The 15215-nt window shown below is 33.6% G+C and carries 15 protein-coding genes, 3 pseudogenes and 1 riboswitch; of the genes and pseudogenes, 16 read left to right on the plus strand and 2 right to left on the minus strand.

Features of this window, described 5'->3' with window-relative positions:
- Positions 1-224 precede the first annotated feature (224 nt).
- The 3 genes from GFJ36_RS13690 to GFJ36_RS13700 all read left to right on the plus strand — a co-directional run bounded on the left by GFJ36_RS13690 (position 225) and on the right by GFJ36_RS13700 (position 3644).
- The gene (locus tag GFJ36_RS13690) at positions 225-995 is read left to right on the plus strand and encodes an ABC transporter ATP-binding protein (RefSeq protein ID WP_097890177.1); all 771 of its coding nucleotides are present in this window, start codon (positions 225-227) and stop codon (positions 993-995) included.
- Positions 970-2904 (plus strand): ABC transporter permease, encoded by a 1935-nt coding sequence (locus tag GFJ36_RS13695; RefSeq protein WP_097890176.1) that lies wholly within the window; start codon positions 970-972, stop codon positions 2902-2904. Before GFJ36_RS13690 ends, GFJ36_RS13695 begins: the two co-directional genes overlap by 26 nt.
- 68 nt (positions 2905-2972) lie before the next feature.
- Positions 2973-3644, plus strand: a complete 672-nt coding sequence (locus GFJ36_RS13700; RefSeq protein WP_141542847.1) for a lipoprotein BA_5634 family protein — start codon at positions 2973-2975, stop codon at positions 3642-3644.
- 74 nt (positions 3645-3718) lie between these two features.
- Here the strand turns inward: GFJ36_RS13700 and GFJ36_RS13705 are convergent, their stop codons facing one another.
- Entirely contained in the window at positions 3719-4060 is a 342-nt protein-coding gene (locus GFJ36_RS13705; RefSeq protein WP_087985864.1) for a DUF3914 domain-containing protein, read from the minus strand.
- A gap of 275 nt (positions 4061-4335) precedes the next feature.
- Between GFJ36_RS13705 and GFJ36_RS13710 the strand changes: the two genes are divergently transcribed.
- From GFJ36_RS13710 to GFJ36_RS13735, 6 genes are all read left to right on the plus strand, one after another.
- Positions 4336-5577 (plus strand): esterase/lipase family protein, encoded by a 1242-nt coding sequence (locus GFJ36_RS13710; RefSeq protein WP_087985863.1) that lies wholly within the window; start codon positions 4336-4338, stop codon positions 5575-5577.
- Between the two features lie 87 nt (positions 5578-5664).
- The gene (locus tag GFJ36_RS13715) at positions 5665-6708 is read left to right on the plus strand and encodes a homoserine dehydrogenase (RefSeq protein ID WP_087985862.1); all 1044 of its coding nucleotides are present in this window, start codon (positions 5665-5667) and stop codon (positions 6706-6708) included.
- A 160-nt stretch (positions 6709-6868) separates the two neighbouring features.
- Positions 6869-8317 (plus strand): MocR-like pyridoxine biosynthesis transcription factor PdxR, encoded by a 1449-nt coding sequence (gene pdxR, locus GFJ36_RS13720; RefSeq protein ID WP_087985861.1) that lies wholly within the window; start codon positions 6869-6871, stop codon positions 8315-8317.
- Between the two features lie 4 nt (positions 8318-8321).
- A complete protein-coding gene (gene ddlB, locus GFJ36_RS13725; RefSeq protein WP_087985860.1) occupies positions 8322-9236 on the plus strand; it encodes a D-alanine--D-alanine ligase in 915 nt (304 codons plus the stop codon).
- Between the two features lie 72 nt (positions 9237-9308).
- A riboswitch (TPP riboswitch) is annotated at positions 9309-9414 on the plus strand.
- Positions 9415-9536: 122 nt separating this feature from the next.
- Complete coding sequence (gene tenA / locus GFJ36_RS13730) at positions 9537-10226, plus strand: thiaminase II (RefSeq protein ID WP_087985859.1); 690 nt, start codon at positions 9537-9539, stop codon at positions 10224-10226.
- A 299-nt stretch (positions 10227-10525) separates the two neighbouring features.
- The gene (locus GFJ36_RS13735) at positions 10526-10879 is read left to right on the plus strand and encodes a heterocycloanthracin/sonorensin family bacteriocin (RefSeq protein WP_157349654.1); all 354 of its coding nucleotides are present in this window, start codon (positions 10526-10528) and stop codon (positions 10877-10879) included.
- Between the two features lie 483 nt (positions 10880-11362).
- Here GFJ36_RS13735 and GFJ36_RS13740 read toward each other — a convergent pair.
- Positions 11363-11636: pseudogene (locus tag GFJ36_RS13740) on the minus strand (DUF4183 domain-containing protein).
- A 210-nt stretch (positions 11637-11846) separates the two neighbouring features.
- On the opposite strand from GFJ36_RS13740, the pseudogene GFJ36_RS30105 reads away from it, so the two are divergent.
- The 7 genes and pseudogenes from GFJ36_RS30105 to GFJ36_RS13775 all read left to right on the plus strand — a co-directional run bounded on the left by GFJ36_RS30105 (position 11847) and on the right by GFJ36_RS13775 (position 14968).
- Positions 11847-12224, plus strand: a pseudogene (locus tag GFJ36_RS30105) (ArpU family phage packaging/lysis transcriptional regulator).
- Positions 12225-12441: 217 nt separating this feature from the next.
- Complete coding sequence (locus GFJ36_RS13750; RefSeq protein WP_088008789.1) at positions 12442-13038, plus strand: ABC transporter permease; 597 nt, start codon at positions 12442-12444, stop codon at positions 13036-13038.
- Positions 13039-13443: 405 nt separating this feature from the next.
- Positions 13444-13596, plus strand: a complete 153-nt coding sequence (locus tag GFJ36_RS13755) for a hypothetical protein (protein ID WP_157349655.1) — start codon at positions 13444-13446, stop codon at positions 13594-13596.
- Positions 13597-13817: 221 nt separating this feature from the next.
- Positions 13818-14012 carry a hypothetical protein gene (locus tag GFJ36_RS13760; RefSeq protein WP_098082210.1) on the plus strand — a complete coding sequence of 65 codons (195 nt, stop codon included), beginning with the start codon at positions 13818-13820 and terminating at the stop codon, positions 14010-14012.
- Positions 14013-14093: 81 nt separating this feature from the next.
- Positions 14094-14183: pseudogene (locus tag GFJ36_RS13765) on the plus strand (IDEAL domain-containing protein); the annotation flags it as partial.
- A gap of 15 nt (positions 14184-14198) precedes the next feature.
- The gene (locus GFJ36_RS13770) at positions 14199-14486 is read left to right on the plus strand and encodes an AbrB/MazE/SpoVT family DNA-binding domain-containing protein (RefSeq protein WP_087984004.1); all 288 of its coding nucleotides are present in this window, start codon (positions 14199-14201) and stop codon (positions 14484-14486) included.
- The gene (locus tag GFJ36_RS13775; protein ID WP_088004849.1) at positions 14483-14968 is read left to right on the plus strand and encodes an MFS transporter; all 486 of its coding nucleotides are present in this window, start codon (positions 14483-14485) and stop codon (positions 14966-14968) included. The genes GFJ36_RS13770 and GFJ36_RS13775 overlap by 4 nt, the downstream gene beginning before the upstream one ends.
- Positions 14969-15215: the final 247 nt, after the last annotated feature.

Here is a 15215-nt window from a genome sequence, read left to right on the forward strand (position 1 = left end):
TTTCTCATTTTTATAATAAAGGTTTGATATACAATTGTATTTCCTATCACTATACAATTATTATAAGATAGTTATGCGTTAATTTTAATTTGTATATAGTATTATTATCAGTTTTTTTAGAAATCTTACAAGCGTGTAAGATAAATGAAAGATGAATCAATATGAGCTATAAGAGAATTCATTTACACTCTATTGTGAGAAGTGCAAATGAAGGGAGAATAGAAATGGAAATTTTACATGCGAAAAATATTAATAAAGTATATAAAGGGAAAATACCTTTTAAAGCATTAGTAGATATTGATTTATCAATTCAAAAAGGTGAATTTATAGGGATTATGGGGCCATCCGGGAGCGGGAAAACAACGTTATTAAATATGGTATCTACTATCGACTCTCCGACATCGGGAGAAATAGTAATAAATGGTACAAATCCTTTCCACTTATCATCAGAAGATTTAGCTTTATTCCGTAGGAAACAATTGGGATTTGTTTTCCAATCATTTAATTTACTTAGCACGCTTACAGTGAAGGAAAATATCGTATTGCCGATGACATTAGATGGCGTTTCTGTGCAAGAAATGAACAAATGCGTACAAGAAATCGCAGAGAAATTAAATATTACAGATATATTGAATAAAAGAACGTTTGAAATATCAGGAGGCCAAGCTCAAAGAACAGCAATTGCTCGTGCAATTGTTCATAAGCCGCAATTATTACTTGCAGATGAACCAACAGGGAATTTAGATTCTAAATCTTCAAATGATGTAATGGAGATGTTAGATACTCTAAATAAGGAAGAAAAAGCTACGATGATGTTAGTGACTCATGATCCGTATGCAGCGAGTTTTTGCAGCCGAGTAATTTTTATTAAAGATGGTCAACTATATAACGAAATTTATCGTGGTGAAAGCAGGCAAGCATTTTATCAAAAGATTATGGATGTCCTTTCTTTGTTAGGAGGGAAAAGGCATGACTTTTCGTCAATTCGCATTTAATAATATTTTTCGTAATAAGCGTACATATGCTGCCCATTTTTTAAGTAGTGCATTTTCTATAATGATTTTCTTTACGTATGCTCTTTTATTATTCCATCCTGATTTACAGGGGGAGTTGAAATCGACAAGTAAAACAATAAGTACATTTGGTACATTAGGATTTGAAGTTTCTCAAGGTTTGATTTTTGTCTTTTCATTCTTCTTCATTCTATATTCAGTGAGTTCGTTTTTAAAAACGCGTAAGAAAGAATTTGGCATTTTAATGATGCAAGGTATGTCAATGAGACAGCTTAAGAAGTTATTGTTAATTGAAAATATGTTAATTGGACTTGGTTCAATTTGTATAGGGGTTCTTATTGGACTTATATTTTCTAAACTAGTTTTATTAATAAGTGCCAGTGTATTAATGATTAGTAACGGCTTACCTTTTTATATGCCAGTAAAGGCGGTATTATTAACTGGCATCACGTTTCTATTCTTATTTTTAATTGTTTCGCTAGTTACTTTTAAAATGATAAAAGTAACAGAACTTGTGGAACTTATTCAAGCAGGGGAAAAGCCAAAGCCTGAACCGAAATCGTCAATTTTATTATCAATTTTTTCTTTATTTAGTATAGGATATGGCTATATTTTAGTATTTCGCTTTATCCCAAGTTATAGTTTTATTACGCTCGGAATGGGTGTTCTCCTAGTAATTATAGGAACGTACTTTTTATATACACAGTGTAGCGTTTATATATTGCATCTTGTGAAAAGGAGTGAATCTTTCTTTTTAAAGAGAACCAATATATTAACATTTTCAGAATTAATATACCGTATGAAAGATAATGCAACAATGTTTTTTATAGTATCTATTATTTCAGCAGTTGCTTTTACAGCAATTGGCACGACAGCAGCTCTTGGAAACAAAGATTTGGTAAGGATGACAAACCCGTATACATTTCTGTATACAGCTCCTGATAAAAATAAAATAACGGATAAACATCTCTCGATTATAAAAAAACATCTTGCTGATTCTAATATTCCATATCGAATGGCTTCCACTTCAGATATTTATACAGAAAGTAATGTAAATGTAATGAAGTTAAGTGAATATAACGAACTTGCGAGAGCACTCGGGTACCAACAAGAAACGATTGAAAAAGAAGATGAAATGTTATTAATCCCTGGAGTCGTATCACAAAAACAAGAGTTTAAAAATGGTGATTATAAAAAGAATATTGAAGTTATTCAAGGCGATTGGACAAAGACATTTCATGTAAAAAAAACTGTAGATAATTTAGTTTTGCCACACGATACGGAAGGGATTAATATTGCGATTCAAGATCATGTGTATGATGAAATTCCGCTTAATAGTAATCTAGATTTTGAAAATATTATCCAATATCGAACTTATGGATTTGTTGTAGATGATTGGATAAAAACAAAAGAGATTTCAAACCAATTAAGTGACATATTCGATCAAGATCCTAGAGACATACATTTTGAATTTAGAGCACTAACTATAGAGTTGTTAAGTGCAAAACAAACGAATGGGTTATTACTTATGGCAAGTGTTTTAGTTGGAATCGTCTTCTTTACTTTCGCTGCTAGTTTTATTTATTTCCGGTTATATACTGATTTGGACCGCGATCAGCAGCAATATAAGATGATTTCGAAAATGGGATTAAGTAAACGAGAGTTGAAAAAAGTTGTAACAAGACAATTAGTATTAATGTTCTTCTTACCGATTATCGTTGCAGTGATTCATACTGTGGTGGCTTATATGGCATTACAACAATTAGTCGATTTTTCTATTATGGATAGCTCTATCATAATTTTAATTTCATTTATATGTATACAAGTTTTATATTTCTTTATAACTCGTTGGCGTTACTTACAAAAGCTTTATAAAACTATGGAACAGTAGAGAATATCAGCAAGTAAGATTGCAGAAAAGCATGTAAAAAAACAATTTGAGTTATGAAAGGAACTGTGATGAAAAAAACACTCTCTATTTTCATATTAAGTATATTAATTTTAATAAGTTTAAGTGCATGCTCTAAAAATGAAAACAGATTTCCAGCTAACGGCGTATTAATCATTGGAGATGAGAATCATACTTCAACAGTTATGAAGCGTTATAAGGAAAATACGAAAGAACATGAAGTTTTTTCGGTGAAAACAGGTAGATTTGATCAAAAAAGGGTTCTGATATTAAATGAATCTACTGCAAAAGCGATGATTACAGCAAAAATTTTTCGTAAAAGAGATCATACATCTCATTCTAAACCTTTAGATACGTTACCGAATTTTCCAAAAGAAAGTTCACTATTATTTATAAATGAAGAAGAAAAGAATATAAAAAGTATTGAAATAGAAGGTAAAGCGATACCAGTTACATATGATAGTGATGCTTGGCTTGGTAATAATCGAAACTATGGAACACTATGGTTTGTAATTGTGGCGAAAAATAATGTGTATAAAGAAATAAAAGTAAATGAATCAAAAATGCAACTTCTTCATCTGAAAAAATCTTTAGGTGACGAAAAACCTAAAATGTCGACAGATAATACATTGACTAATGAATATGTAAAAGTAAGAAAGTTAATTAAAGATTTTGAGAAAGAAGTATCAGTTCAATTTGTCACGATTGGAGAAAAATCATAAAAAAGAGTTCAAGGTTGATAGGAATTTTATCAGCCTTGAACTCTTTTTAATTTAGACCATTTAGATAACATAGTTTACATTACTTCATTTAATCGCGTCTCGCTCGGTTCTTCAATCGCATTTGAAATTTGAACTGAATTATTTTGAGATTCTTTTTCCTTACGAGACCTTTGTAGCATTTCAAGTATGATCCATAAAGGAACACCTTTATCTTTTAACATCTTCCATAAATCTAATTCGTTAAATTTATGCTCAGGTTGTTTCATTTCTTTTTCAGATGAACGAATATCAAACTTGATAGGATCATTTACTTTCTTACTTTCAAGTTTAGTAGAAGAGATAGTATTATGCTCAAGAGTAGATGGAGTTATGTTAGTAGGTTGAGATAATGTATGAATATTTGATCCGATTTTCATGCTTTTTCCTCCTTTTCAAGCAATGAGATTAGTTTTCTTATGGTTTTTAAATCTATTTAACATGAGGAAACTATATCTAATTATAAATTCAAATAATCAGATTTACAAGTTGTATTGTAAACAGTAAATGTTTACTTGAATTAATATTTATCAACATTTGTATATGTTTTCTATATATACAACGTATATAAAATGCTTTACATTATGTTTAAGTTATTAAAGCATGCTGTGAATTTTTTAAAAGAAAAATGTAAACGTTTTATTAGGGGGGAAGTATGGGGAAGTTATTTTTTAAAATATGTTTTTTCGCATTAGTGACTGTATGTTCATTCGCAATGAAAATAACGTACGCTGAAGAGAGACAACAAAATAATTATCCTGTCATATTGGTGAATGGATTTGCTGGATGGGGTAGAGAAGAAATGCTTGGCGTAAAATATTGGGGTGGTGTTCATGATATACAGGAAGATTTGAAGCAAAGTGGTTATATGGTACATACCGCAGCTGTTGGACCTGTTTCTAGTAACTGGGATCGTGCATGTGAATTATATGCGCAAATTAACGGTGGTACAGTAGACTACGGTGCCGCACATGCTGAGAAACATGGACATAATCGTTTTGGTAGAACTTATAGTGGTTTTGCACCGAATTGGAGTGAAACAAATAAAGTTCATTTAGTTGGGCATAGTATGGGTGGACAAACGATTAGAACATTAGTACAGCTATTAAAAGAAGGTAGTTTTGAAGAAAAGAATTATGTGAAAAATCACCCAGACACCAAAATATCACTACTATTTGAAGGCGGAAAATCATATGTTCATAGTGTGACAACATTAGCAACCCCTCACAACGGTACAACACTTGCGGATGGTAGTCTTCTGCTGCCGTTCGCTAAAGATTTACTCATTACAGCTGCAAGCTTTGGAGGAAACAATAATTTATCGTTATATGATTTTAAATTGGATCAATGGGGTATAAAGAAGAATGCTGGAGAGTCCTTTTTCCAATATAGTAATCGTATTCTAAATAGTTCAATTTGGAAAAATACAAAAGACATTAGTCAATGGGATTTAAGTACTGATGGTGCAAAGGAGTTAAATAATTGGGTAAAGACGCAACCGGATGTGTATTACTTATCTTATAGTGGACATGCATCACAAGCAGCACCTATAACAGGTTTACATTTACCTCATATAACGATGAATAAAGTGTTGATGGGGAATGCATTTTTCTTAGGTTCTTATGCGAGATATGAAGAAAACCGTCCGTTAGTTGATACTTCTTGGTGGCAAAATGATGGTGTAGTAAATACAAATTCTATGATTGCACCATCTTCTAATGTTGCTGTAAATAATAATGAGTCATTACAGGTTGGAAAATGGAATCATATCGAAACGAAAGCGAATTGGGACCATCTCGACATGGTAGGATTAAGTGTTTCAGATACGTTAGGTTTTTCTAGCATTCAAGAATTTTATAGAACAATTGCTGAAAAGCTATCACGTTTACCAAAATAGGTAATAATAAAGCGCTCTCGATGGAATTCGAGAGCGCTTTATATTATATTGAAAGAGGGATTTGGTAGAAAAATATGGGGGGATATTATGAAAATTCAAGTTGTATTATCAGGATACGGAACAGTAGGCAGAGAGTTTATAAAATTATTAAATGAAAAGTATTCATATATATATGAAACATATGGGATTCAATTAGTTGTAAGTGGCGTATTAGGGAGAAATATTGCAATACATAATGAAGACGGTTTATCTCTTCATCATTTATTGATGTATGGTGGCGGTACCGCTGCAATTGAAAAATATTTAGAGTATCATCCGAAGGAACGTGCAACAACTAGCATAAGTGGTACTGTATTGGTAGAATCAACAGTTACAAATCTTAAAGATGGAAATCCAGGGAAACAATATATGAAACAAGCGATTGAGAAACAGATGGATATAGTAGCAATTTCTAAAGGTGCGCTCGTTACAAACTGGAGAGAAATAAATGAAGCAGCAAGAAGCGCAAATGTACGAATTCGATATAGCGGTGCAACAGCCGCTGCACTACCGACACTAGATATCGGACAATTTAGTTTAGCAGGTTGCAGTATTGAAAAAATAGAAGGAATATTAAATGGAACAACTAATTATATTCTTACGAAAATGTATGAGGAAGATATGACATTTGAAGAAGCACTGAAAGAAGCACAAAATAAAGGAATTGCTGAGACAAACCCTATATTAGATATAAGTGGTTCAGATAGTGCGTGTAAATTGTTACTTTTGACAAACAGCTTAATGGAAACAGAGAAAACACTTACTGATATACATATAAAAGGAATCGAACATGTTACAAAACAACAAATACGAAATGCTAAAGAACAAAATAAATATATTAAATTAATAGCTTCAGCATATAAGGATAAGGATGGTAAAGTGGCTCTTCATGTGGAACCACACGAAATAGATAAAGATCATCCACTAGCAAATGTAAATGGGACAGAAAAAGGAATTACCTTCTTTACTGATACGATGGGGCAAGTTACTACAATTGGTGGTGCATCAAATCCACGCGGAGCCGCAGCAGCAGCTTTAAAAGATGTAATTAACTTATACCGCAAAGATTTATCCCTTAGTAATAGGCAGTAAAATGTCTGTTAATAAGGGATAATAATCAGTGGGTGATAATCAGCCCCATTGATTAAAGTTCCACTTTATAAGACCGTACCGCCCTTTATAAAAAATACATATGTAGTGGACCTTTTGAGAATGAAATAAATATGCAAAAATGATTGCAGGGGGTAAGGAATTGTTTAAAGATTTTAAAGTTGTGAAAAATCGTCCCGTTTATATTCAATTGAAAGATTATTTGAAAAAGATGATTATGAAAGGTCATTTGCTCGGGGATCAAAAAATCCCTTCAACTAGGGAACTAAGTGAATTACTAAGTGTGAGCAGAAATACTGTACTCGCTGCTTATGCGGATTTAGAGCAAGAAGGACTCATTTATGCAGTTAAAGGGAAAGGGAATTTTGTAGCGAAGGTTGATATATCGAACACTTCGTCTGTTGAAATAGATTGGAAACATAAACTTAATACAGTTACCTTATTAGCGGATGAATTAGATTTAATGAAACATGGTGTTCGCTGGGAAAAAGGAATGATTGTTTTTAATAGCATTGCTCCGGACGAAAAGCTATTTGATGTGGAAAATTTCAAAAGAGCTTTTCTTACTCGTATGTCCATTGAAGGGGATGTCGTATTAAACTACGGATACGCAAAAGGTTATAGACCTTTAATGAATTATCTACTTCATTATATGGAAATGAAAGGTGTAGATATTTCGAACAAAGATATTTTAATTACAAATGGATTTACAGAAGGATTAGACATCGTGCTATCCTCGTTATCGAAGAAATCAGGGCGGGTTATTTGTGAGAATCCAACTCACCATGCTGCATTGAAGCTTTTCCGTTTACATGGACTTGAAGTTCACGGAATTAATATGAATGAAGATGGCATCGATACGAACGAAGTAGAAAAAAGTTTGCGTGAAAAAGAGTTTGATTTCGCATATTTAATTCCTTCCTATCATAATCCAACCGGTATTGTTACGAGTTCGGAGAAAAGAACGGAACTGATGAGATTATTCTCCAAATATAAGGTTCCTATTATAGAAGATGGATTTAATGAAGAGCTACGTTATTCAGGTTCACACTTAGCACCATTATTAACTTTTGCTGGCGCTGGTAATAATGTAATTTATATTAGTAGCTTTTCAAAGGTACTTTTCCCTGGTTTACGTGTAGGCTGGATCATCGCAGATAAAGAACTGATTCATCATTTAGAAAGTGTAAAAAGAGCAAGAACGATTCACACATCTACGTTAGATCAAGCTGTTCTATTTCAATATTTACATGAAGGATATTTTGAAAAATATTTAAAAAAGGCAAGATCAGTTTATAAGAAGAAATATGAGTTAGCTGTTGGGGCGTGTAACGAGTACATTCCGTTTCAAAGAATGACCGGTGATGGTGGACTTCATTTATTTATAGAGTTAGAAGAAAAAATTCATGCCCGCACACTTTTACAAAAGTGTTATGAGCAAGGGGTTACATTTTCTCCTGGAGATGTTTTTTATTCTGATGGAGGAGGAGCGACTACTTTTCGATTAGGATTTTCACGTCTGAAAGAAGAAGAAATAGTTCGTGGAATCAAAATAATCGGTGATACAATAAAAACTGAAATTTGGAGTTGAGGAAATGAGAATTGGCGTTATTATGGGGGGAGTATCCTCTGAAAAACAAGTATCAATTATGACTGGAAATGAAATGATTGCAAATTTAGATAAAAATAAATATGAAATCGTACCAATTACGTTAAATGAAAAAATGGATTTAATCGAAAAAGCGAAAGACATTGATTTTGCGCTGCTTGCATTACACGGAAAATATGGAGAAGATGGGACGGTTCAAGGCACGCTTGAAAGTTTAGGTATTCCTTATAGCGGGAGCAATATGTTATCTAGCGGTATATGTATGGACAAAAATATTTCGAAAAAGATTTTACGCTATGAAGGTATAGAAACACCCGATTGGATTGAACTTACAAAAATGGCGGATCTAAATCTTGATGAATTAGATAAGTTAGGATTTCCGTTAGTGGTAAAACCAAACTCTGGTGGATCAAGTGTTGGGGTAAAGATTGTATATGATAAAGATGAATTAATTTCAATGCTGGAAACTGTGTTTGAATGGGATTCTGAAGTAGTAATAGAGAAGTATATAAAAGGTGATGAGATTACATGTTCAATTTTTGATGGAAAACAGTTACCTATTATTTCAATCCGACATGCAGCTGAGTTCTTTGATTACAATGCAAAATATGATGATGTTAGTACAATTGAAGAAGTTATCGAACTTCCAGCTGAATTGAAGGAACGTGTAAACAAAGCGTCACTGGCTTGTTATAAAGCATTGAAATGCAGCGTTTATGCAAGGGTAGATATGATGGTAAAGGACGGAATTCCATATGTAATGGAGGTTAATACATTACCAGGGATGACACAAGCAAGTTTACTACCGAAAAGTGCAGATGCAGCTGGTATTCATTATAGTAAACTATTAGATATGATTATTGAAACTTCATTAAAAGTAAGAAAAGAAGAAGGGTTTTAAGAAGCGCTATCATGAATACTTTTGACAGTAACATGAAGTATGTTATGATGAATGCAATACGAAAATTAAATATTTATCCACTAGGGGGGCCTATTATAGGCTGAGATCAAATGAGAATTTGAGACTCTTAGTACCTGATCTGGTTAATACTAGCGTAGGGAAGTGGGAAGACATTACTATTTTATGAATAAATACTGTCAATTTCACTTTCTTTACGTTTGTAAAGAAAGTTTTTTTATTTTACAGATTTAATAACTGTGGGTAAATACTTAAATTTTATACTTTATTGGAGGGATTTAAATGACATTTTCACAATCATTACGTCAAGAAGTAGATTCAATTTGGGAAGCTAGTTTTCATCACCCTTTTGTAAAACAACTTGGTGAAGGAACGTTAGATTTAGCTAGTTTTCGCTATTACGTACTTCAAGATTCATATTATTTGAGTCACTTCGCTAGAGTACAAACTTTAGGAGCTGCAAAGGCTCTAGAATTAGAAACGACAGCTCGTATGGCACATCATGCTCAAAATACATACGAGGCGGAATTATCTTTACATGAGAACTTTGCGAAGAAACTAGGGATAACACAAGAAGAGAAAGATAATTTTATCCCTGCTCCAACTGCATACGCTTATACTTCACATATGTATCGTGCTGCGTATGAAGGACATTTAGGCGATATCATTGCAGCAATTTTACCTTGCTATTGGTTGTATTATGAAATTGGTGAGCGTTTAAAAGAGTGTCAGCCAGAAGAGCAAATTTATAACGAATGGATTTCTGCTTATGGATCTGATTGGTTCAGAACATTAGTTGAAGAACAAATTACACGGTTAGATACAATAGCTGAAAAAGTGACAGAGGCAGATCGAAATCGAATGAAACAGCACTTTATTATTAGCAGTCAATATGAATATTCATTTTGGGATATGGCTTATACATTAGAAAAGTGGCCAGTGGATACAGATGTAAAAGATGTAATTGGATAATGAGTAGAGGTATTGCTATACACAGGTATGAATAATACCTATGTATATGATTTCACAAAAGAAGTTCGCCAAAAGACGCATCAATCTAAATGCGTCTTTTTCCAATTTATAAAAATGAGCCTATGGAAAAAATAACCTAAAAATAGGTGCATAAACAAGGTGCATCATCTAGTGATAAGTCATACTTTGTTGGTGTATGTATTGAACTTAGTTTATAGCGCTATTTCTACTTAGATTTAACGAACAGGGATATAGGCAAGCATCGATGAGGTTGTATTTTATAAACGGAGGTCATGAAAATGAATAAGTTTCAACAAGAACTACAAGCGTTAAGCCTTAATGATTATCAGTCTGGAAATGTTGTGTATTGGGACCAGCAAAACCAATATCCATATTACTATATTGAAGATGCTGCTCGTCGCTGTGGCGGTTGTGGTCGTTGTGGCGGTTGTGGAGGTCGCTGTGGTGGATTTCGTTGTGGCGGATTCCGTTGTATTGGTTGCTTCGGTTGTTTTGGTTGTGGAGGTTGTGGAGGTTGTGGCGGCTGTGGAGGTTGTGGCGGCTGTGGTAGTTGTGGTAGTTGTTCTAATTGTTTTAGTGGTTTTAATGGTACTACTGATACAACTGGTACTATTGTAACATATGAATATTGATAAGAGAAAAAGGAAGCCATTAGTGAAGCATTATATAATTTTTATTAAAGAATTTAATAAAAATACATGTAGCATTCAAGTGAAAGAATGATATTTAGATATTTAGTTGTAAAACAAGATAAGATAGATAAAGCAATGACTAGATTTAAAACCTAATCATTGCTTTTTTATATTTTTACCATCAAAGAAGGAATCGATTGCTTCTAGTTAGTGGGAGGCTAAAGAAATTATTACAACTATGTAAGGTTAATCGTTAGTAAATTAGGATACTTGAGTGTATTTTAAATAAGATTTAAAATTTCATTTTGTATTAGTTTAAAACTAAAAAAGAGCACCATATAAGTGCTCTTTTCAAGAGTGAGTATAAATACCAATCATCCTATACTAGTATAGGCACTGCATTATGTAGTTGCTACTAAAACTAACTTCATTTTTTAAAATTAGAGGTTTCTTTTAATGAAACCTCTAAAAAGATAACTAAATTTACGTTATTGTAAATTCGATTGCGATAGGAGTTCCTCCATCTAGGACAGCGCCTCCTACAATAGTAGCAGCTGTAGTAGTCACACCAGTAATAGTATCCCCCACCATTAATATAAAGTGTTAAAAAAGCATAAGAAGCAGGGAATGTTGTTACAGCACCAGTGTCATCAGTGAAGTCTGTGTTAGCAAAAGTTAAATCTGCTCCAGCGACAGTCCCTGTTGCTGCTGTACTTACAAATCGTCTTCCAGCTATAAAGGGCTTAACGATAGGCATTTATGTTCACCTCTTTTTTGAGAATAAATTCAGACAAGTTTTTTGAAAGTCTTGTCCTGTATTTTATTCTATGTTGTGCTTCTTTTAAAAGATACGGCTTGTATACTAGTAAAAAAGTATAATTATTATGTGTTTAATAGATGCTATATTAATTTAAACAAAATAATTCGTTTATAAGTAAGTAGATCGAACGGAGGGGAACCGTATCGTATGAATCAATTGTCATTTTTTAAAGACATCATTGAAAAGGAGATGCGTAGACTTGTGGTGAAGGAGCTGAAAAACTACAAAGCATTGTGCGTCCGGATGAAAAATCAAGAAGAACAGGCTCGAGCGGGGGGCATTGTTCTTTTTCCTAAAATGAAAGGTGACGAAAAGAATCATGAGATACGTTTTAAACAAATTGAACGGACGTTGTAACATGCTCTTGATGAAGAGGAACGTAAGATAATTGAAATGAAGTACTTAGGGAATCGAAAGGTTAAAGATTCGTTTGTGTACAACGAATTAATGATAAAGCGTGATCCGTTTTATCAGAAGAAAAAAAGTGATATTCAGTTGATCGCTACAGCTGTGGGGATTATATAAACTTAGTTTTGAGGTATCGGAAATGGGATTCTAGTATTTTGTTATGTTGTATAGATTGGTTAAGATGAGGTTGTTCTGCTTTACATGTTATATTATTTCCCTGCCCTGCCAATTGGTAGGGTTTTTTAATTCAATTAAAAATAATAATAGCTCGTCCAAACCTTTTAAATCTATCTTACATAGTATGTAGTAATAAATTTAAAAGGGGGAAACTAGTATGTCTTATTCCTACTATGATCATTGTAAGGATAACAAAAAGAAATATCATGATTGTCATAAAAGTAGTAAGAGTTATGACAAATGTGATAAAAAACATGATGAAAAGCCTTGGGTTAATGTAAAAGTGAATTGTTGTTCTGATGATTACCAATACAATCTTGTAAGAGCATCTGCTTTTAGAGCTGTGAGCACAGTTAATCAAAATGTGCCAGCAAATACTTTTGTAAAAGTCTTATTCCAAAATGAACAATTTGATTTAGCAAATGAATATAACCCTGCAACATCCATTTTTATACCAAAGACAAGAGGTGTTTATTCTGTTATTGGAACAATTGCGTTCATTCCTAATAATCTAAACACAAACTATAGAGCACGGGTAGAAATTCGAGTTAATGGAAATCCGGCAATTGCAATAGATAATGATTTTTTTGGTCCAATAAACTTTGCTAATGTTGTTGCCGTTTCATCAATAATTCAATTGAATGCTGGGGATGTAGTCGAGGTTTTTGCACAAAGTAGCGTAGCTGGAGTTATCTCTACTGTAGAAAATAGTACGCATTTTGAAGCTGCAAGATTTCCGTCTCCAACAGAATAAGTGATATGAAATCCATCAGTAATTTTATCTAAGTAAAGTCACTAATTTATATTTGACCTGCATAAATGCAGGTCTTTTTTTCGATAAAAAGGGGACGTTTCCGGTGATTTCTCAGAACAGAATCAATATTACTCTATATCTATACAGTTCTTTGAAAAAAGAATAGTGTGGGGATAGCGTAGCCCCTTTATCAGAACGTTACCGGAGAACGGGCAAGGGCGGTAAGAATCCGCAAGAAGGACGAAAAGACCAATTGAATTTATAAATTCAGCCACGATGTGTGTGTGTCGTGGCTTTTGTGTTTCTTATTGAGCCTGGTGTATTTGCTGGAGTGATTGGTGACATAAACGTTTGATATACAGGTGCTCTCTTTTTATTGAACAAAATGGGGGAGGGTTGTTATAAATGATAGGGCTTAATCCACTCCATGAATGGTGGAAGATGAGTAGTTACACAAAATGGTATCACTACTTCTGGTTGATGCCATTAATTGCAGTGTTTCTCGGAATAGCTTGGGTAGTTTTAACAATCGTTGATTCTGTTTTATTTAAGAAATAGGAATGATGCCGAATGATAAGACCAATATCAATTATCATAGACGCTGCCATGATCTGGTTGGCGTCTTGTTTGTTGTTAAGGAAAGATAAGGGGTGAGGTAGACTTGCAAATTGGAATATTATTAGTGTAAAACAAAAAAACATAGGCTAGTAAACAAGCTGTTTTCACCTTTTATTCATAGAATATGATGAATTCTATTTTTAGAGGAGGGAATCATATCTATGGGATGTAACAATAATTTTGAACATTCTCGAGATTGTAATAGATTTTGGGATGATTTAGTATTTTGCGGATGCGGTCGTAGACGCAGAAGAAACGATTTTAACGACTGTCATTGTAGACGTGACTGCGATTGTGATGAGTGTCGTCGCAGACGTAATCATGACCGTGATCGTGATGATCGTCGAGATTGGTAAAGCCTTTTAAAAGAGTGCATATCTTTATAGCACTCTTTTTTATTACGATTTTTAATACTTAATAATTTGAAAGGCGCAGTTGAAATTGATCAGTTAATTAAATATAACCTCATCGATTACGCGCTAGACACAAGAAACGAAGAACTGTTCCGTAAGTTGATTGCGAATTAAGGGGGAGAAGAAGCCATGAAAAACACTGGTATCGTAAGAAAAATAGATGAACTTGGTCGTGTAGTGATTCCAAAAGAATTACGTAGAACATTAGGGCTGCATAAAGGTACGGAATTAGAAATCCATGTAGACGGTAAAAACGTTGTTCTTGCAAAGCATGAGAAGGTTTGTGTAGTAACCGGTGAAGCATTCGATGCAAACATTGAGCTGTTCGATGGACAAGTCGTTGTCAGTCAGAAAGGGGCTAAGTTACTGATTGATTCCATCTTTCGTGAAGGTGAGAAACGGGGGTGGTTGGGTTGAGCTATCTCCTTTACAAATTCAAACTCACCACCATTTTCGAACATTGGCCAAACGAAGAATTTGTAGTAGCGGAAATGGAAAGTAAAGCAAGGTTCCTGTACTGGCAGAAGTTTAGAACAAAGTTTCTAACGATGCCGATGGTTGAATTCATGAAGTTTGTAAAGTGCGAGAACGAAGGTGTTTTTGATATCAAGCGCATGTACAGTGCGGAAAAAGCTTTCAAGAAAATGCAGAATTACCGATCTTCATTTTGCTTACATGGGTATGCGAGTAACGTAGCTGGCATGTGGGGTATGATCGTTGGGAACTGGAAAACTCATTTCTTCGTTTTGTTCGATGGAGAAATTGAAAAGCACAACTGTCATCCTTTTCGGGAAATTGCTTACTACGATGATGAGGGTAACGTCGTTCGAAATTATCAAAAAGGAGAGTATGTAGTACAAGAAAAAAGGACTAGCAGTCGTACCTGCTGTCCTTTATAGGAGAAAAATTATTCTGGATTAGAACTACGAATAACCAGAAAACGCGCTTTAAAACAGTGTTGTCAAAGATGTGAAAATCTATGCAACAAAAAAGCTTAGTCGGAATTCAAAACACCAAATGGCTTGTATTGGTAACAGGCTCAAAAGTAGTATATGTAAAATGAAAAATCTCATACAAAAAGCAGACAACAAATTTGGTTGTCTGCCAGTGAGTCGAATGGATTAGCTAATTGTGATAAATTGCATT

Source organism: Bacillus sp. EE-W1 (assembly GCF_009760835.1).
In the GTDB taxonomy this organism is placed as follows: domain Bacteria; phylum Bacillota; class Bacilli; order Bacillales; family Bacillaceae_G; genus Bacillus_A; species Bacillus_A wiedmannii.